At 60.6% G+C, this 18,569-nt stretch carries 18 protein-coding genes; 8 read left to right on the top strand and 10 right to left on the bottom strand.

The window, feature by feature from the left end:
• Positions 1-59: 59 nt before the first annotated feature.
• The 3 genes from JTP94_RS32605 to glpK all read right to left on the bottom strand — a co-directional run bounded on the left by JTP94_RS32605 (position 60) and on the right by glpK (position 3,547).
• On the bottom strand, positions 60-1,007 hold the full coding sequence (locus JTP94_RS32605; protein WP_271025214.1) for an LD-carboxypeptidase: 948 nt from the start codon (positions 1,005-1,007) through the stop codon (positions 60-62).
• Between the two features lie 63 nt (positions 1,008-1,070).
• A complete protein-coding gene (locus JTP94_RS32610; RefSeq protein WP_204854488.1) occupies positions 1,071-1,880 on the bottom strand; it encodes a membrane-anchored protein in 810 nt (269 codons plus the stop codon).
• A gap of 170 nt (positions 1,881-2,050) precedes the next feature.
• Entirely contained in the window at positions 2,051-3,547 is a 1,497-nt protein-coding gene (gene glpK / locus JTP94_RS32615) for a glycerol kinase GlpK (RefSeq protein WP_204854489.1), read from the bottom strand.
• Between the two features lie 235 nt (positions 3,548-3,782).
• Here glpK and JTP94_RS32620 point away from each other — a divergent pair, with 235 nt between their 5' ends.
• From JTP94_RS32620 to JTP94_RS32640, 5 genes are all read left to right on the top strand, one after another.
• Entirely contained in the window at positions 3,783-4,559 is a 777-nt protein-coding gene (locus JTP94_RS32620; protein WP_204854490.1) for a 3-hydroxybutyrate dehydrogenase, read from the top strand.
• Positions 4,560-4,631: 72 nt separating this feature from the next.
• The gene (xdhA, locus tag JTP94_RS32625) at positions 4,632-6,101 is read left to right on the top strand and encodes a xanthine dehydrogenase small subunit (protein WP_204854491.1); all 1,470 of its coding nucleotides are present in this window, start codon (positions 4,632-4,634) and stop codon (positions 6,099-6,101) included.
• Between the two features lie 3 nt (positions 6,102-6,104).
• Positions 6,105-8,444, top strand: coding sequence for a xanthine dehydrogenase molybdopterin binding subunit (xdhB, locus tag JTP94_RS32630; protein ID WP_204854492.1), 2,340 nt, complete (start codon positions 6,105-6,107; stop codon positions 8,442-8,444).
• Between the two features lie 307 nt (positions 8,445-8,751).
• Positions 8,752-9,567: a xanthine dehydrogenase accessory protein XdhC gene (gene xdhC / locus JTP94_RS32635; protein ID WP_204854493.1), complete on the top strand. Its 816-nt coding sequence runs from the start codon at positions 8,752-8,754 to the stop codon at positions 9,565-9,567.
• Positions 9,568-9,848: 281 nt separating this feature from the next.
• Entirely contained in the window at positions 9,849-10,745 is an 897-nt protein-coding gene (locus JTP94_RS32640) for a LysR substrate-binding domain-containing protein (RefSeq protein ID WP_210384346.1), read from the top strand.
• 3 nt (positions 10,746-10,748) lie between these two features.
• Here the strand turns inward: JTP94_RS32640 and JTP94_RS32645 are convergent, their stop codons facing one another.
• Positions 10,749-11,081, bottom strand: coding sequence for a hypothetical protein (locus tag JTP94_RS32645; protein ID WP_204854494.1), 333 nt, complete (start codon positions 11,079-11,081; stop codon positions 10,749-10,751).
• A gap of 207 nt (positions 11,082-11,288) precedes the next feature.
• Between JTP94_RS32645 and puuD the strand changes: the two genes are divergently transcribed.
• The 3 genes from puuD to JTP94_RS32660 are packed head-to-tail and all read left to right on the top strand — an operon-like array spanning position 11,289 to position 15,018.
• Positions 11,289-12,527: a urate hydroxylase PuuD gene (puuD, locus tag JTP94_RS32650; RefSeq protein WP_204854495.1), complete on the top strand. Its 1,239-nt coding sequence runs from the start codon at positions 11,289-11,291 to the stop codon at positions 12,525-12,527.
• Positions 12,524-13,831, top strand: a complete 1,308-nt coding sequence (guaD, locus tag JTP94_RS32655; protein ID WP_204854496.1) for a guanine deaminase — start codon at positions 12,524-12,526, stop codon at positions 13,829-13,831. Before puuD ends, guaD begins: the two co-directional genes overlap by 4 nt.
• A gap of 47 nt (positions 13,832-13,878) precedes the next feature.
• Complete coding sequence (locus JTP94_RS32660) at positions 13,879-15,018, top strand: alpha-hydroxy acid oxidase (protein WP_204854497.1); 1,140 nt, start codon at positions 13,879-13,881, stop codon at positions 15,016-15,018.
• Here JTP94_RS32660 and JTP94_RS32665 read toward each other — a convergent pair.
• The 6 genes from JTP94_RS32665 to puuE form a co-directional block, all read right to left on the bottom strand.
• Positions 15,015-15,755, bottom strand: a complete 741-nt coding sequence (locus tag JTP94_RS32665; RefSeq protein WP_204854498.1) for a metallophosphoesterase — start codon at positions 15,753-15,755, stop codon at positions 15,015-15,017. The genes JTP94_RS32660 and JTP94_RS32665 overlap by 4 nt on opposite strands.
• A 3-nt stretch (positions 15,756-15,758) precedes the next feature.
• A complete protein-coding gene (gene uraH / locus JTP94_RS32670; RefSeq protein ID WP_204854499.1) occupies positions 15,759-16,115 on the bottom strand; it encodes a hydroxyisourate hydrolase in 357 nt (118 codons plus the stop codon).
• Positions 16,112-16,612 carry an ureidoglycolate lyase gene (locus JTP94_RS32675; protein ID WP_204854500.1) on the bottom strand — a complete coding sequence of 167 codons (501 nt, stop codon included), beginning with the start codon at positions 16,610-16,612 and terminating at the stop codon, positions 16,112-16,114. The genes uraH and JTP94_RS32675 overlap by 4 nt, the downstream gene beginning before the upstream one ends.
• Before the next feature lie 7 nt (positions 16,613-16,619).
• Positions 16,620-16,982, bottom strand: a complete 363-nt coding sequence (locus tag JTP94_RS32680) for a DUF86 domain-containing protein (protein WP_204854501.1) — start codon at positions 16,980-16,982, stop codon at positions 16,620-16,622.
• Positions 16,983-17,134: 152 nt separating this feature from the next.
• Positions 17,135-17,632 carry a 2-oxo-4-hydroxy-4-carboxy-5-ureidoimidazoline decarboxylase gene (gene uraD / locus JTP94_RS32685; RefSeq protein WP_204854502.1) on the bottom strand — a complete coding sequence of 166 codons (498 nt, stop codon included), beginning with the start codon at positions 17,630-17,632 and terminating at the stop codon, positions 17,135-17,137.
• A 1-nt stretch (position 17,633) separates the two neighbouring features.
• Positions 17,634-18,557, bottom strand: coding sequence for an allantoinase PuuE (gene puuE, locus JTP94_RS32690; RefSeq protein WP_204854503.1), 924 nt, complete (start codon positions 18,555-18,557; stop codon positions 17,634-17,636).
• Positions 18,558-18,569 lie beyond the last annotated feature (12 nt).

Genomic DNA, 18,569 nt, shown 5'->3' on the forward strand with positions numbered 1-18,569 from the left:
AGACGAAGAAGTATCACCCGTGCCGACAGGTCACGTCAAAAAATTATCGCGGGAAGAAGCTAGGTATCGCCGCGCTTGATCGTCAAAGTACCCGCTTTTGCGTCAAGCTCCGCAACGGCACCAATCAATGCGCTTACCGGGCTATGCCCATGCCCAAGCGGCAGGCCACCGAGGACCGGTACGCCAAGCATATCAAGATGTTCGCGCAGGATATCGATGATCGAGAAATTGCGGTCGAACTCGAAACCGGTGAACTGACCGATGGCGACCCCCGATAGGCCATTCAAATGGCCAGCCTTGCGCAGCATCGTCAACTGCCGGTCAACATGCCCGCGATACACGTTGACCGCTTCGAGAAGCAGGATGGCGCCGCGCAGATCCGGCAATGCCCAGCCGGCCGTCGTGGCGACCATATCGAGATTCCCGCCAATCAATTGCCCTGTGGTCATTCCGTGCGTCGTAAGATCGGAAGTCGGCTCCTCCAGACGCGAGTTGATGACGATGTCCTGAGTTGTCATCAGCGCCCGGCGTAGCGAATTGTTCGTTTCCGCGCTGACAGTGTCCTCGTTCGGTCCGGCAAAAAATGCTCCGTGAATGCCGATCTGATGACAATGCTTCAAGAAACTGAGGTGCAATGCGGTAATATCGCTGAAGCCGATAACAAACTTCGGATCGCGCCTGGCGGCCGCAAAATCCAATTGATCAGCGATCCGATAGGATCCCTTGCCACCGCGTGTGGTAAAGATCGCCCGAATATCGGGATCACGAAGCGCGGCATTGAAATCCGCCAGCCGCTCTTCATCGGTTCCGGCAAGATAGTCCCGCTTACAAAAAGCATGCTCGCCAAAATCGACTGTGAGACCCCAGTCTTTCAGCATTTCAGCATGTTTCAAAACCATGTCTCTATCGGGCGGGCTGGCAGGGGAGACAAAACGTATTCTATCGCCCGGCCTGAGTGGTGGCGGCATCAGCATCTGATTGATATTTGCGTGATCCAATGATTCCATGCCGCGATCTTGGCATGAAACGATGAGATTCGTCAGCCTCCGCTCCGACGAACGGCCAGCCCGTCAACCCAACAATGGGTTCAGGGTCGCTGCCTTTTTCGATGCCGGCCGCCTGGCTTTCACGTCAGCTTCGGACATCTTTGCAGCTTGCGCCCTGCCCTTCCACAGCGGCAGGCCGACGGATTGCGACACGGCCGGATCAGCCGTGAAGACGGGATAACCACGCTCCAGCAGCCGCTCGAGAATTTCGCGATCCTTGCGCACATGCAGCCGAGCGAGATTTTCCTGATTGTAGACATGTCCGCCGGAATCGGGGTTGATCCCGGTGATGATCACTTCGGTCGCACCGTTATAGAGTGCGAAGAGCACGGCATTGATGCCATTTGAGCATTTATCGTCGGCGCCCAGTTCGCTGCATTTTACGCCGCCGACCCGGTCCAGAAGTGCCATGCGCTTGTAGCGATCAACGATCTCAAGCCTGTCGTAACGGTAGTTGAACGCCTTCAGCCCCTCTTCCAACCGCTGGAGCTCCTTCCGCCACAGCAGGACGTAAAGCATCTTCGTGCGCTCGCCATTCAGAATGCGGCGTACTTCGACGGCGTTGGTGTTCGTTCCCTCGATCTGGTTGAACTGAACGAGGGTGACGTCCGGAACCTCAATCCCCCAGGCTTTCGTCACCACCTGCGAGCCATTGATGGTGATTACCCGGAAGGTCTCGTCGAAATCCGCGGGCTTATTTGACACCGGCGCGGATCCGACCACGAGTACAGGCCCCCGAAAAGGCTTCGCCAGGACGGGCGGTTTTGGCCGGGACAGATGATACTTGATCTGTCTATAGATATGCTTCTTCAGTTCCGTGAATTGAACAGCCATTGCGCGCCTTGTCGTCTCCCAGAAGGCGTTGGTCCAATGAAGGACTTATTCCGCGAAGGGTGATTCGAAGCACCCACGGCGCAAGTATCGCTGCTCTTCTTTATATAAGTAAAATAAAGAAATCTTACACGGCATAACCTGCGGTGACGCGTAGCCGGCTAAGATGGTCCCTACCGTGCACTCAAGGTACGCGCCACCGCGTTTTTCCATCCCTTCAGCTTGGCATTTCGCGTCTTGTCGTCCATGTCAGGCTCGAATCTCCGGTCGCGCGCCCAGGCCTTGGCGAAGCCGGCACGGTCGGGCCACACGCCGGCGCGACTGCCCGCGAGCCACGCAGCACCTAGGGCCGTGGTTTCCAGAATGGTGGGACGGTCGACGGGCGCGTCGAGCAGATCGGCGAGCCGCTGCATCGTCCAATCGGAGGCGACCATGCCGCCGTCAACGCGCAGCACCGTGTCCTGGCCGCTGCCATTGCGCCAATCCTTGTGCATGGCGTCCAGCAGGTCGCGCGACTGGTAGCAGACGGCCTCCAGCGCCGCGCGGACGATTTCCTCCGGCCCGGTATTGCGCGTAAGCCCGAAAATCGCGCCGCGTGCATCCGGATCCCAATAGGGCGCGCCGAGGCCAGTGAAGGCCGGCACGAGATAAACCTCCTGCATCGGATCGGCCTTGGCCGCCAGCTCGCCGGAATCGGAGGCACGTTTGATTGTCTTCAGCCCGTCGCGGAGCCATTGCACGGCGGCTCCGGCGATGAAGATCGAGCCCTCCAGCGCATAGGTCGTTTCGCCGTTCAGCCGGTAGGCGATCGTCGTCAGCAGCCGGTTCCTGGAGCGGACCATGTCCGCGCCGGTGTTGAGCAGCGCGAAGCAGCCGGTGCCGTAGGTAGATTTCATCATGCCGCGCTCGAAGCAGGCCTGCCCGATCGTCGCCGCCTGCTGGTCGCCGGCAACGCCGAGGATCGGGATCGCGGCGCCGAAGAGCGACGGATCGGTGATGCCGAAATCGGCGGCGCAATCCTTCACGTCAGGCAGCATCGCAGCCGGGACGCGCAGGATGTCGAGCAACTGCCTATCCCATTCGTTGCTGCCGATATTGTACATCAGCGTCCGCGAGGCATTGGTCGCATCGGTGACGAAGCTCTTGCCCTCAGTCAGCCGCCAGATCAAGAACGTGTCGATCGTGCCGAAGCACAGGTTGCCCTTGCCGGCGCGCGCACGGGCGCCCTTCACATTGGTGAGCAGCCACGACAGTTTGGTGCCTGAGAAATAAGGGTCAAGCAGCAGGCCGGTGTGGCGGGTAAAGAGCTTTTCAAGATCCTGGCGCTTCAGCTTCTCGCAATAGCTTGCCGTGCGGCGATCCTGCCAGACGATGGCATTGTGGATCGGCTTGCCCGTCTCGCGATCCCAGACCACGACGGTCTCGCGCTGGTTGGTGATACCGAGTGCGGCGATGTCCTTGGCCGTGATGCCGGCAGCCTCGATGGCCTTGCGGGCGGTGAAGAGGACGGATGACCAGATCTCTTCGGGATCGTGCTCGACCCAGCCCGGCCTCGGATAATGCTGGGTGAATTCCTTCTGTCCGACGCCGGCAACCTTCATCTTGCCGTCGAAAACGATAGCCCGCGTCGACGTCGTTCCCTGGTCGATCGCCAAGATATAGCCGCTCATGCATTCCTCCCGCCTGTTGCGTCCCAAATCAACAGATACGCGAGCAAAACGAATGTGAAAAGAAAGTAAAACGAAATTTTTTATCGAGAAATACGCTCTCCCGTTCACGGCATCGTGGTCCTCGGGACCGCAAAAGAGTCTTGCGGCGATGCGATTGCCATATCCGCAGGTTTGGGACTAGGCTCAAACCGTTTTTGCGTTGCAGCAAGAAGCTGCGCTGTCCAAGGAGAAGATCATGGCTAGAACAGTTGTCGTCACCGGTTCCACGAGCGGTATCGGCCTCGCCATCGCGACCGCCTTTGCCGCCAAGGGTGAGAATGTCGTCATCAACGGCTTCGGAAAGCCTGAGGAAATCGCCGCGATCAAAAACAAGCTCGAGGCGTCCGGCGGCGGCAAAGTGATCTACCATCCGGCCGACATGACCAAGCCCGCCGAGATCGCCGACCTGATCGCCACAGCCAATTCGACCTTCGGCAGCGTCGATGTTCTCGTCAACAATGCCGGCATCCAGCATGTCGAGAAGATCGAGGATTTCCCGATCGAGAAGTGGGACCAGATCATCGCTATCAACCTGTCGAGCTCTTTCCACACGATCCGCACGGCGATCCCATTGATGAAGGCGAAGAAATACGGCCGCATCATCAATATCGCGTCCGCCCACGCCCTCGTCGCCTCGCCCTTCAAATCCGCCTATGTCGCGGCGAAACATGGTATAATGGGCCTGACGAAGACGGCGGCACTCGAGCTTGCCGAGTTCGGCGTGACCGTGAATGCCATCTGCCCCGGCTATGTCTTGACCCCGCTTGTCGAGGCGCAGATCCCCGACACAGCCAAGGCGCGCGGGATGACCGAGGAGCAGGTCAAGAACGAGGTTATCCTCAAGGCGCAGCCGACGCATGAATTCGTCAAAGCCGAAGAGATTGCTGCCTTGTCGATCTACCTCGCCAGCGACGAGGCGCGCCAGGTCACCGGAACACACGTCTCGATTGACGGTGGCTGGACCGCGGAATAACGATAGACGGTTAGGGCCGGCTTCGCATGTGCGCATCCGGCCCCGACCAACGAAAGAAAACTCGGGAACGACATGAACGACAGCATCCGCTTTATCCTCAACGGCGAGGATATCTCGCTCTCAAATCTGCGCTCCACCGAGACGCTGCTTGATTTCCTGCGCCTCAAGCGGCGCCTGACGGGAACGAAGGAAGGATGCGCGGAAGGCGATTGCGGCGCCTGCACCGTGCTGGTCGGCCGCCTGATCGATGGCGGACTTCACTACGAATCGGTCAATGCCTGCATCCGCTTCGTCGGCTCGCTCCATGCGACCCACGTCGTCACGGTCGAGCATCTGGCGGCCCAGAACGGCACCCTTCATCCGGTGCAGCAGGCCATGGTCGATTGCCACGGCTCCCAGTGCGGCTTCTGCACGCCGGGCTTCGTCATGTCGCTCTATGGCCTCTGGCTGACGACGGAAAAGCCGAGCCGGGCGCAGATCGAAAAGTCCCTTCAGGGCAATCTCTGTCGCTGCACGGGCTACGAGCCGATCGTCAAGGCGGCCGAGCAGGTCAGCGAGAAGCGACCGAGCGCCCTCTTCGATCCCCTGGAAAAGACCAGGGCCGATATCATCGCCCGCCTCTGGGCCATGCAGGGCGGTGATACCATCACCATAGCCGAAGGTGAGGATCGCCTCATCGTGCCGGGCTCCGTTGCCGCTCTGGCACAGGTGCTTGCCGACGAACCGAAGGCGACCGTCGTCGCCGGATCGACCGACGTCGGCCTCTGGGTGACCAAGCAGATGCGCAGCTTCAACCCGGTCGTTTTCATCAACCATTTGAGCGACCTGCAGAAGATCACTGTGGAAGATACGGGCCTGACCATCGGCGCCGGCGTCACCTACAGCCGCGCCTTTGCCGCCATTGCCGACAAGATCCCCGCACTTGCCAATCTCATCAACCGCATCGGCGGCGAGCAGGTGCGCAACATGGGCACGATCGGCGGCAACATCGCCAACGGTTCGCCGATCGGCGATTCACCGCCGCCGCTGATCGCCCTTAGCGCCACCGTCAAGCTTCGTTCGGTGGCCGGCACCCGCAGCCTGCCGCTGGAGGATTTCTTCATCGATTACGGCAAGCAGGATCGCAATCCCGGCGAATTCGTCGAAAGCATCTTCGTGCCCTACCCGGCCGACGACGTGCATTTTGCCGTCTATAAGATCACAAAGCGCCGCGACGAGGATATCTCGGCCCTTTGCGGCGCCTTCCATCTGGCGCTGGACGATGCCGGCAATGTCGCCGATATCCGCATCGCGTTCGGCGGCATGGCCGGCACGCCGAAGCGCGCCCGCACGGTCGAGGCCGAGTTGATCGGCAAGCCCTGGACGGAAGCGACCGTCACCGCCGCCCGCGCCGCCTTCGATGCCGACTACACGCCGCTGACCGACTGGCGCGCCACCGCCGAGTACCGGCAACTGACCGCCAAGAACCTGCTCATCCGCTTCTATCTGGAGACATCAGGTGCGCCACAGGAGCTGAAACGCTTCGCGACGGCGGAGGCTTGAACCATGGACAAATCCACTTTCGAAGAACGCAAGGTCGTCATCAACGGCTCGATGCATGGGTCGCTGAAGCATGATTCAGCGCACAAGCATGTGACCGGAACCGCCGATTACATCGATGACATTCCCGAACCCGCAGGCCTGCTGCACGGCGCGCTCGGCCTCTCCGACCGCGCCCATGCAGAGATCGCCGCCATCGATCTTTCAGCCGTCAAAGCCTATCCGGGCGTCGTCTGGGTGTTCATCGGCGCCGACATTCCCGGCGTCAACGACACCAGCTCCAACGGCATGCACGACGAGCCGCTGCTCGCCGAAGCCAAGGTCGAGTTCCACGGCCAGCCGATCTTTGCCGTCATTGCGGAAACGCGCGATGCGGCCCGCCGCGCCGCTCGCCTCGCCAAGATCGACTACCGCGACCTGCCGCATTGGAGCGACATCGACGGCGCGCTCGCCAATGGCTCGCCCCTGGTCTACGAGCCGATGACGCTGAAGCGCGGCGAACCGGAAACCGAGATGGCCAATGCCAAGCACCGCATCAAGGCGCAGATGCGCATCGGCGGTCAGGAGCATTTCTATCTCGAAAGCCATATCGCCATGGCAATCCCCGGCGAGGACGACGAAGTCGCCGTCTGGTCGTCCACCCAGCATCCGAGCGAAATTCAGCACATCGTCGGCCATGCCCTGAACATCCCGTCCAATGCCGTCACGGTCAACGTGCGCCGCATGGGCGGCGGCTTCGGCGGCAAGGAGACGCAGGGCAACCAGTTTGCTGCCCTCGCCGCCGTCGCCGCCAAGAAGCTCGGCCGCGCCGTGAAATTCCGGCCGGATCGCGATGAGGATATGAGCGCGACGGGCAAGCGCCATGACTTCCTTGTCGATTACGAGATCGGTTTCGACGATGACGGGCGGATCCACGCCGTCGATGCGACCTATGCCGCCCGCTGCGGCTTCTCTTCCGACCTCTCCGGGCCGGTCACCGACCGCGCGCTGTTCCATGCGGATTCCAGCTATTTCTATCCGCATGTGCATCTCGTCTCGAAGCCACTGAAGACGCATACCGTCTCCAACACCGCCTTCCGCGGCTTCGGCGGTCCGCAAGGCATGGTCGGCGGCGAGCGCTTCATCGAAGAGATCGCCTATGCACTCGGCAAGGATCCGCTCGAAATCCGCCGCGCCAACTTCTACGGCCAGCCGGGTTCCGACCGGACGTTGACGCCCTATCATCAGGAAGTCACCGACAACATCATCAACCGCATCGTCGATGAGCTGGAAGAGACGGCAGAGTATCAGGCGCGGCGCAACGCCATCATCGAGTTCAACCGCTCCAGCCGCTTCATCCGCAAGGGGATCGCGCTGACGCCGGTGAAATTCGGTATCTCCTTCACCATGACCGCCTTCAACCAGGCGGGCGCGCTGGTGCACATCTATCAGGACGGCTCCATCCACCTGAACCATGGCGGCACCGAGATGGGCCAGGGTCTCTATACCAAGGTGGCGCAGGTTTTGGCCGACAGCTTCCAGGTCGATATCGACCGGGTGAAGATCACCGCCACCACGACAGGCAAGGTCCCGAATACCTCCGCGACCGCCGCATCCTCCGGCTCGGACCTGAACGGTATGGCCGCTTATGACGCCGCCCGGCAGATCAAGGAACGGCTCGTTGCCTTCGCCGTCGAAAAGTGGGGTGTCGGTGCCGAGGAAGTGCAATTCCTGCCGAACCGCGTTCGCGTCGGCGATGTGGAAATCCCCTTCCCGGATTTCGTCAAGCAGGCGTACTTCGCCCGCGTGCAACTTTCCGCCGCCGGCTTCTACAAGACGCCGAAGATCCATTGGGACCGCAAGGCCGGACGTGGCACGCCGTTCTATTATTTCTCTTACGGTGCCGCCTGCTCGGAAGTATCGATCGATACGCTGACCGGCGAATACCTGATCGACCGCGCCGATATCCTCCACGATGTCGGCCGTTCCCTCAATCCGGCGATCGATATCGGCCAGGTCGAGGGCGCATTCGTACAGGGCATGGGCTGGCTGACCACCGAAGAGCTCTGGTGGGATTCCAAGGGCCGGCTGCGCACCCATGCGCCCTCCACCTACAAGATCCCGCTCGCCTCCGATCGGCCGAAGATCTTCAACGTCCGTCTTGCCGAATGGTCAGAGAATACCGAGGCTACCATCGGTCGGTCGAAAGCCGTCGGCGAGCCGCCCTTCATGCTCAGCATATCGGTGCTCGAGGCGCTATCGATGGCGGTTGCCAGCGTCGCCGACTATCGCGTCTGCCCGCGTCTCGACGCGCCGGCAACGCCGGAACGGGTGCTGATGGCGGTAGAACGGCTGAAGGGGATGTGATGTCCTTCAGGCCGAGACCTTCGTCGCGATGGTGGCAAGTAGAGAGTCTCGAGTCGAAAGAGGAAATCGCGCGTGCCGCAACATACCCCCCTCTGTCAGCTCAGCTGACATCTCCCCCACAAGGGGGGAGATCGTTCGGCGTTTGCCGCACTGCCCAACAAAACAACGGCGCTTTGTTTCAACAGGTTCGACCTTTGTTTGGTACCCGAGGATGCTACGGGTTGCCAATCTCCCCCCTTGTGGGGGAGATGTCACAAAGTGACAGAGGGGGGCGTGCACTCTCCGCATGCTCTAGGGGTCACAACTCATGACCCAACCCCTGGAAACCTTCCTCTCCGAAAACCCACGTACCATCCTGATCGAAATCATCGGCACCCAGGGGTCCACGCCCCGCGAAGCCGGTACCTTCATGCTGGTCTCGGTCGACCATATCTGGGGTACAATCGGCGGCGGCCAGTTCGAATATCTGGCCATCGGCAATGCCCGCGAAATGCTGGCCGGCAATGGCGGTTTGGAGTTCATGGATATTCCGCTCGGTCCCGAGATCGGCCAATGCTGCGGCGGCCGCACGCAGCTGCGCTGCCGACCGGCAACGCCCGAAGCCATCGACGCGCTGAAGCGGCGCCTCCGGGACGAAAGCGGCGACTGGCCGGATGTTTATTTGTTCGGCGCAGGCCATGTCGGCCGCGCGCTGGCAATCGCCCTAGAGCCGCTCCCCCTGATGACCACCGTCATCGAAACGCGGCAGGAAGAGTTAAGCGAGCTTCCTGCCGGGATCTCTGCGCGCCTCTTCGCAATGCCGGAAGCGCTGGTACCGGACATCCCCGCAGGTGCTGCCGTCGTCATCCTCACCCATGACCATGCGCTGGATTTCCTGATCGCCAAGGAAGCACTTGCCCGAGACGATCTCGCCTATATCGGCATGATCGGCTCGGCGACCAAGCGCGCCACCTTCTCGCACTGGCTTGCCCGGGAGGGCGGCGACAAGGCATCGCTCGAGCGCCTGACGTTGCCGATCGGCGGCGCGGCAGTGAAGGACAAGCGCCCGGAAGTCATCGCAGCCATGACCGCCGCCGAGCTTCTGACAGCCTTTGCGGCCTATCGCAGCCGGTCATCCTCATAATGCGGCTCACGTCCGTCCAGGAATCCTAGATCCCGCTTCAGCCGGTCCGGTATCTCGTCGATATCCAGATGGGGCGACGGCTCGGCATGCCTTACGAAGACCTGCGCCAACGATTCAAATACCCGCGCCAGGACCGTGGGCCTTACCGCTTCCATCTGCTCCGTGACATAACAATCCATGACAACACCTCAATTAAACCAGCGATATGAATTGCAGTTTGCCGTTAAAAGTGCTGAAATTCCAATCGAACTATCATCTGCATACATAAAGAGAACTTATCCATGAAGCTGTCGAAACGCTTCCCGCTGAATGCCCTCCGCGTCTTTGAGGCGGCCGCAAGGCTCGGCAGCTTCACCCGCGCCGGCGATGAACTGGGCATGACGCAGACGGCCGTCAGCTATCAGATCAAGTTGCTGGAAGAGACCGTGGGCGAGCCGCTATTCCTGCGACGCCCAAGGCAGATCGAACTGACCGAGGCCGGGGAACAGCTGGCGCCGAAAGTGACCGAGGCCTTCGCCATGTTGCAGGACGCCATGGCCTCGATCAGCGGCGATGCTGAAACCACGCTGCTCATCCATTCGACGCCGACCTTCGCGTCGCAGTGGCTGGCACGCCATCTCGGCTCGTTTCAGCTCAAGCATCCCAATATCGCCGTTCGACTGGCCACCTCAGCGTCGATCATCGACTTCGCCCGCGAGCCATCCGATATTGCCATTCGCTCCGGGCTCGGGACATGGCCGGGCCTGCGCGCGCATCTGCTGATGAAAGTGAACTTCACGCCGATGCTGAGCCCGGCTTTGGCGGCAACGATCGGCGGCGTGCATGAGCCCGCCGATCTCCTGAAGCTACGCATCATCGACGCCGGCGATCCCTGGTGGATTCAATGGTTCGAGGAGGCCGGCGTCCCCGACCCTGGCCTTCAAGGCAGGCCGCGAAGCAGGCTGGGCGCGCAATCCTTCGAGGCGAGCGCTGCCTTGGCCGGTCAGGGCGTCGCGGTTCTGACCCCCGAATTCTATGCGGAGGAGCTTGCCTCCGGCCGGCTGATCCAGCCCTTCGATATTCTCTCGAGCGACGGTTCGGACTACTGGATCGCATATCCGGAAAACAGGCGTCACACGCCGCGAATCCGCGCCTTCAGGGACTGGATCCTCGCCGAGTTCGGCCGGCCGCTGGAATAAAGTTCAGTAAGCCATGTCAGGCGCATAGAAACAGCGCGGCGTGTTTTCGTCCGGAAACAGACAGAGATGATAGGCGCCATCAGGCGAGCGCATCGTCTTGCCCTGCGGCAGCGTGAAGATATGTGCATGCGTCACATAACGATGGTCGCCGGGATTGAGCGTCACTCGATAGCCGCCCGGAATGACGGTGACGGTGCGCGACGGGATCATCTCGCAATCGCCGGTCTCGCCGTCGCCATTGCAGCAATAGGGATCGTACCTCCACCCGGAAGGCGCATCATGCGCCAGGGCGGAGGCTGCAAAGAGAAAAAATACGAACGCCAGAACACCACGCATGGGCAATTCTCCGTCGAAATGTACGGCTGCCGCGGACGCGGCCCGCTCCAAGCAGCCGAGGGCGTTAAGAAACCGCCATATTCTGATCTAATGCGGACCGGACGCTCGGCAAGACCGGAGCTTTTGGTCGGCGCGTCAAACTCTCCCCTTCCATCCGCCCTCAACATTTTGCAAGGTATCGAGTCGGAAGAGAAGAAGGGGAACTGAATGTATGAATACGCCATAGCGTGGGAATGGCTGGCCTTTGCCGCCCGCTGGTTCCACGTCATAACCGCGATTGCCTGGATCGGCTCGTCCTTTTATTTCATCGCGCTCGATCTCGGGCTGGTGAAGCGCCCCCATCTTCCGCCCGGCGCCTATGGCGAGGAGTGGCAGGTTCACGGCGGCGGCTTCTATCACATCCAGAAATATCTGGTGGCTCCCGCGCAGATGCCCGAACATCTGACCTGGTTCAAATATGAGAGCTATTTCACCTGGCTTTCCGGCTTCCTGATGATGTGCATCGTCTATTATGGCGGCGCCAATCTCTTTCTCATCGACCGGCATGTGCTTGATGTCAGCGTTCCCGTTGCCATCCTGATCTCGCTCGCCTCGCTCGTCGGCGGCTGGATCGTCTACGACCTGCTCTGCAAATCGCCGCTCGGCAACAATACCTGGGGCCTGATGATCGTGCTCTATGCCGTGCTGGTCTTCATGGCCTGGGGCTATACGCACCTCTTCACCGGCCGCGCCGCATTCCTGCATCTCGGCGCCTTCACCGCGACGATCATGTCGGCCAATGTCTTCATGATCATCATCCCCAATCAGAAGATCGTCGTCGCCGACCTGATCGCCGGCCGCACGCCGGACCCGAAATATGGCCGCATCGCCAAGCAGCGCTCTCTGCACAACAACTACCTGACGCTGCCCGTCATCTTCTTCATGCTGTCGAACCACTATCCGCTAGCCTTCGGCACGGCCTACAATTGGGTCATCGCAGCATTGGTGTTCCTGATGGGCGTCACCATCCGCCACTGGTTCAACACGACGCATGCCCGCAAGGGCCGGCCGACCTGGACCTGGATCGCCACGGTCATCCTGTTCATCGTCATCATCTGGCTTTCGACCGTGCCGAAGGTGCTCACCGGCGAGAAGGATGCCAATGCGGTCGCTCCCGCCTTCCAGCAATTTGCCTCCGACGCCCATTTTCCGGCCGTCAAGCAGATGGTCTCGACGCGCTGTTCCATGTGCCATGCGGCCGAACCCGTTTATGAGGGCATCGTGCGCCCGCCCAAGGACGTCATGCTGGAAAACGACGCAGAAATCGCTATGCATGCCCGGGAGATCTATATCCAGGCCGGGCGTAGCCATGCCATGCCTCCCGGCAACGTCACCGAAGTGACGCCGGAGGAGCGCAAATTGCTGGTCGCCTGGTTCGAAAGCTCCGTCGGAGAAAAAAGCCAATGACCACCCTTCTGCGCGGCCGCCTGCTTTCCTTCAAGCGTGCGCCGCAAAGCCTTGATGACACGGACAGCTATACCTATGAAAACGATGGCGGCCTGCTGATCGAAAACGGCATCATCGCCGCGATCGGCTCCTATGCAGCCATCAAGGGACAAGCACCGGACGACGTGACCGAAGTTGACCACCGGCCGCACCTGATCCTGCCCGGCTTCATCGATATGCACGTGCATTACCCGCAGATGCAGGTGATCGCCTCCTATTCCGCCAATCTGCTGGAATGGCTGAACACCTATACCTTCCCCGAGGAATGCCGCTTTGTCGAAAGCGCTCACGCCGAGCGTATCGCCACGCATTTCTACGACGAGCTGATCCGCCACGGCACGACGACGGCGGTTGCCTATTGCTCGGTGCACAAAACATCCGCCGACGCCTTCTTCTCCGAAGCCATGCGCCGCAACATGCGCATGGTCGGCGGCAAGGTGATGATGGACCGCAACGCGCCGCAGGGTCTGCTCGATACGCCTGAGATGGGCTATGACGAGACCCGCCAGGTGATATCAGACTGGCATGGTAAGGGCCGCAATCATGTGGCCATCACGCCGCGTTTCGCCATTACCTCGACGCCGGCGCAGATGGAGGCGACCGCAGCCCTCGCCCGCGAATTCCCGGACCTGCACATCCAGACGCACCTTTCCGAGAACCACGACGAGATCAAGTTCACCGGCGAACTCTATCCGGACGCGATCGACTATACCGATACCTACGCCCGCTACGGGCTGCTCGGCCCGAAAAGCCTGTTCGGCCATGCGATCCATCTCTCCGAACGCGAAGCCGATGCCATGAGCGAGGCCGGCGCGGTCGCCGTGCATTGCCCGACTTCGAACCTGTTCCTCGGCTCCGGCCTTTTCCCGCTGAAGGCGCTGGCGCGCCGCGAAAAGCCTGTTCGCATCGGTGTCGCCACCGATATCGGCGGCGGCTCTAGCTATTCCATGCTCAGAACGATGGACGAGGCCTACAAGATCCAGCAGCTCCTCGGCGAGCGCCTGAACCCGCTGGAAAGCTATTACTACATGACGCTCGGCAATGCCGAAGCCTTGTCCCTCGCCGACAAGATCGGCACACTCGACACCGGCACAGAGGCTGACCTCATCGTCCTCAACGCCGCCGCCACGCCGGCGATGGCGCTGAAGATGGAAGTGGTGAAGAGCCTCACCGAAGAACTGTTCCTGCTGCAGACCATGGGCGACGATCGCGCTATCGTCGAAACTTATGTCGCCGGCAAGCCCATGAAATCGATCCTGCAATAGGGCGACCTGAACGCGCCGAAACATAATCATCGAAAAGGCAGAGAGCCATGACCGCGCCGCTTACCATTGCCGAACTGAAGAAGCTCGCCAAACGGCGCGTGCCGAAGATGTTTTTCCAATATGCCGATTCCGGCTCCTGGACGGAATCGACCTATCAGGCGAACGAGGCGGATTTCGCCAAGATCAAGCTGCGTCAGCGTGTTCTTGTCGATATGTCCGACCGGTCGCTGGCAACCACCATGGTCGGCCAGAAAGCTTCCATGCCGGTGGCGCTGGCGCCGACCGGTCTCACCGGCATGCAGCACGCCGATGGCGAGATGCTGGCAGCCCGCGCGGCAGAAGAGTTCGGCATTCCCTTCACCCTGTCGACCATGAGCATCTGCTCGATCGAGGACATCGCCTCGGTGACGAAGCAGCCCTTCTGGTTCCAGCTCTACGTCATGAAGGATCGCGACTTCGTCCTGAACCTCATTCACCGCGCCAAGGCGGCGAAATGCTCGGCGCTGGTGCTGACGGCCGATTTGCAGATCCTCGGACAGCGCCACAACGACATCCGCAACGGCCTCTCCGCCCCACCCAAAATGACAGCGAAAAACCTCTGGCAAATGGCGATGCGGCCGGCCTGGTGCATGGAGATGCTGAAAACGAAGCGTCATTCCTTCGGCAACATCATCGGTCACGCCAAGGACATTTCCAACATGACGACGCTGTCGCATTGGACGCATTCGCAATTCGATTCCAAGCTTTCGTGGAGCGATGTCGCCTGGATCAAGGAGCAATGGGGCGGCCCGCTGGTCATCAAGGGCATTCTCGATGTCGAGGATGCCAAGGCAGCCGTGGATACCGGCGCCGACGCCATCATCGTTTCCAACCATGGCGGCCGTCAGCTCGACGGCGCCCCCTCTTCCATCAGCATGTTGCCAAGGATCGTCGATGCCGTCGGCGACAGGATCGAAGTGCATATGGATGGCGGCATCCGCTCAGGCCAGGATGTGCTCAGGGCCGTCGCCCTCGGCGCCAAGGGCACCTTCATCGGTCGCCCCTTCCTCTACGGCCTCGGCGCGATGGGCAAGGAAGGCGTCTCGCTGGCGCTCGAGATCATCCGCAAGGAGCTGGATATCTCCATGGCGCTTTGCGGCAAGCGCGATATCAAGACGGTGGATCGGACTGTTATCGCCGAGGTCTAGCGCAACCAGCCCGTCGCCAAGCCGCTCGCCCATTCGTCGCGGCCTCTTTCCGCCGCCAGTTGGGCCATCGCCCCGTGATCATAGGCCACCTGTCGGAAGACCGGCAGCCAGGTATCGCCCGTCTTTTCCAGAATGGCATAGGAGGCAAAGGGATGGCCGGCCTCCACTTTGTGATAGTAGGGCAGATCGTCGTCATAGGCCGGGCAGCCGACGCTGCCGGGGTTGACGATCAGGCGGCTATCGGCGAGGCGGACGGCACGGGGAATGTGGCTGTGACCGCACAGGATCAGCGGAAATTCGACGCCGGCGGCCAGCGCTTCGATCTCCTTCAGCGGCTTCAAATAAACATAACCGTCCGAAGAGACGGATTCAAGCCAATAAACGTTATCGTTGGCCGGCGTCGCATGGCAGAGATACACCTCGCTCAAGTAAACCGCGCTGAAAGGCAGGCTATGCAGCCAATCGAGATGATGCGCAGCCAACTCCTCGTGAGCGGCCCTGTCCGAAATATGCATCGTCTCAGGCTGCTGTTCGATCAGATACCGATCATGGTTGCCGCAAACCGTCACGGCATCGAGCCCCAGCAGGATATCGGCCGTCTTACCCGCCGTCAGCGGGCCGCTGAAGCAGTCGCCGAGATTGACGACATCGGCAATGCCTTGTGCGCGGATATCCTCGAGCACCGCCTCGAGCGCCAGATGGTTGCCATGCACATCCGCAATAACAGCAAAACGCAAGTCTCAGCTCCCGCGATAGGTGGAATAGCCGTAAGGCGAGATCAGCAGCGGCACATGATAATGCGCCGTGGTGTCGGCAATACCGAAACGGATCGGCACGAGATCGAGGAAGGCCGGATCAGGCAGCTTCGCGCCGCTGGCGCGCAGATAATCGCCTGCCCGGAAAAGCAATTCGTAGGTGCCGACGACAAAGCTGTCGCCGATCAGGATAGGCCCGCCGTCAACGCGCCCGTCCGCATTGGTCGTCACCGTTTTCAGATGCGTGCGAACATCCCCCTCGATCCTGAAAAGATCGATGACCAAGCCTTCGGCCGGCCTGCCGAGGGCGGTATCGAGCACATGGGTCGTCAGTCCGGTCATAGCGTCGGCGCTCCGATGATGAAGGGGGTTTCGAAGAAGAATTCGACCAGATTGGTTCCAGGACCATCGCGATCGACGACAAGGAAATCGCTCGGCTCACCCAGCGCCATTAACGGATAGTGCCAGACATTGGCGCGATAGTTCACGCCCTGATCGCCACGCGCCAGGAAGACCTGCGGCTTGCCCGGCTTGCCGCCCTCATCTTGCGCAACGACCACCAGAAACGGACGGCGGTTGAGTGGTACAAAAGCCTGGCTGCCGAAGGGATGGCGCTCCATCATCTCGATCGCGTGAGGAAAGGCGCGCGGCTGACCGCGAAAGATATTCAGGATCACTCGCGCCCCGTCGCCGATGGCCTCGGCACTGGAAAGCGCATGGAAGCGCTCCGTCGTGCCGCCGTTGATGAAGCGCATGGTCGCCGGATCGGCCTCGATCACGTCGCCGAATGGCGCAAATGCCGCCTTGGTCAAAGGGTTGATGTCTAGATGCTGTGTCATTCTATGATTATTCGCCTTCCGCCCGCCAATGGCGAATGGTGTCCAGTTGTGAGAGCAGCCCCGGAACGGATGTTTGCGCGGTATCCCAAAGGGTCGTTAGCTCGATGTCGAAATAGCCTTGCGCAATTCGATTCCTAAAGTCGCCTAGCGCATGCCAAGGCAGATCTGGATGGTCAACGATAAACTCGGGATACTCCTCCGATAAACGCGCGGCCGCTTCGCCCAGCATGATGAGATTCATACCGATCGCTCGCTGCTTCTCAAGGTCATTGAAAAAGGCGTCTCGATCAATTCCCTGAAGAAATTGACCTATTTCGGACGCAGCCCGCTGCATGCGATCAAGATGAGTAATAAGCCGATCCGAACTCATGCCCATTTCTATCCAATGCTTTCGATGGCCTCAACAAGGCATCCCCTTTGGCCAAAGACTAAGCGATGGGCGGGGTAGAAAATAGCTCGCGCTTCCGCCCTAAAAACCTGCGCCAATATGGGCGTGGGCAAGATGACGGCACCAACCGCACATCAGCTCTCCGGCAACATGGATTGCAGACGCAGCAAGGAGATCTTCTCCACCTGCGCCGTTGCGGTCGCAAATTCCACGTCCCGGTCATTGCCGATCCGCGTCTCAAAGGCAGCAAGGATATCGTCCTTGCCGAGACCCTTGACGGCAATAATAAAGGGAAAGCCGAACTTGGTCACGTAAGTCGCATTGAGCTCCGTGAAGCGGGCATGCTCTACCGGGCTCAGCCGGTCGAGCCCTGCGCCTGCCTGCTCCTTGCGGCTATCCTCGGTCAGCTCGCCGGCAATTGCCAGCCGGCCGGCCAGATCGGGGTGAGCTCGCAGGACACCAAGCCGCTCGTCGGTGCTCGCCGCACGGAAAATCTTCGTCAAAGCACCATGCACGCCGCCGGAGGTCAACGGCTCGACGATGGCATCGGTGTCATAAGCGCGCTCGGCGATGAAGGGAGAATGCTCGAAGACGCCGCCGAAGCGGCTCACGAATTCGTCGCGCGATATCATGTCAGCGCTCGCCCCCGGGGAGATGCTGCTCGTACCAGTGGTTCGCGATCTCGATACGCCGGGGCATCCAGACCTTGTCGTGCTTCAGCACGTATTCGATGAACCGCCGCAGCGCGGCGGCGCGACCGGGGCGGCCGACGAGACGGCAATGCAGGCCGACCGACATCATCTTCGGGCTGCCCTGCTTGCCTTCTTCGTAAAGCGTGTCGAACGCATCCTTTAGATAGGTGAAGAACTGGTCGCCGGAATTGAAGCCTTGCGGGGTGGCAAAGCGCATGTCGTTGGTTTCGAGCGTGTAGGGAATGATCAGGAACGGCTTGCCGTTCAGGCCATCGACCCAATAGGGTAGATCGTCGGCATAGGAATCCGAGGAATAGAGAAAGCCGCCCTCCTCCATGACAAGCCTTAGCGTATTGTCGGATGGCTTGCCCTGATACATGCCGTAAGGCCGCTCGCCGGTGACCTCGGTGTGCAGCCGCACCGCCTCAAGAATGTGCTTGCGCTCCAGATCCTCGGAAAAATCCTTGTATTCCAGCCAGCGGTAGCCGTGGCTGGCAATCTCCCATCCGGCTTCCTTCATGGCGGCAACCGCTTCGGGATTGCGCGCCATGGCAAGCGTCACGCCATAGACCGTCGCCTGGACCTTGAGTTCGGTGAACATACGCCACAGCCGCCAAAAGCCGGCGCGCGCGCCATATTCATAGATCGATTCCATGTTGAGGTTGCGCTGGTTCGGCCAGGCCGCAGCGCCGACGATCTCGGACAGCAGGTTTTCCGAAGCCGGATCGCCGTCGAGAATGCAGCTCTCCCCGCCCTCTTCGTAATTGATCACGAATTGCACCGCGACGCGAGCATCGCCGGGCCATTTCGGATCCGGCGTGTTGCGGCCATAGCCGATGAGATTGCGGGAATAGTTTTCGGACATTGAAGCACCTTC

The organism is Martinezella lusitana, assembly GCF_016901135.1.
Taxonomy (GTDB): Bacteria; Pseudomonadota; Alphaproteobacteria; order Rhizobiales; family Rhizobiaceae; genus Rhizobium; species Rhizobium lusitanum_D.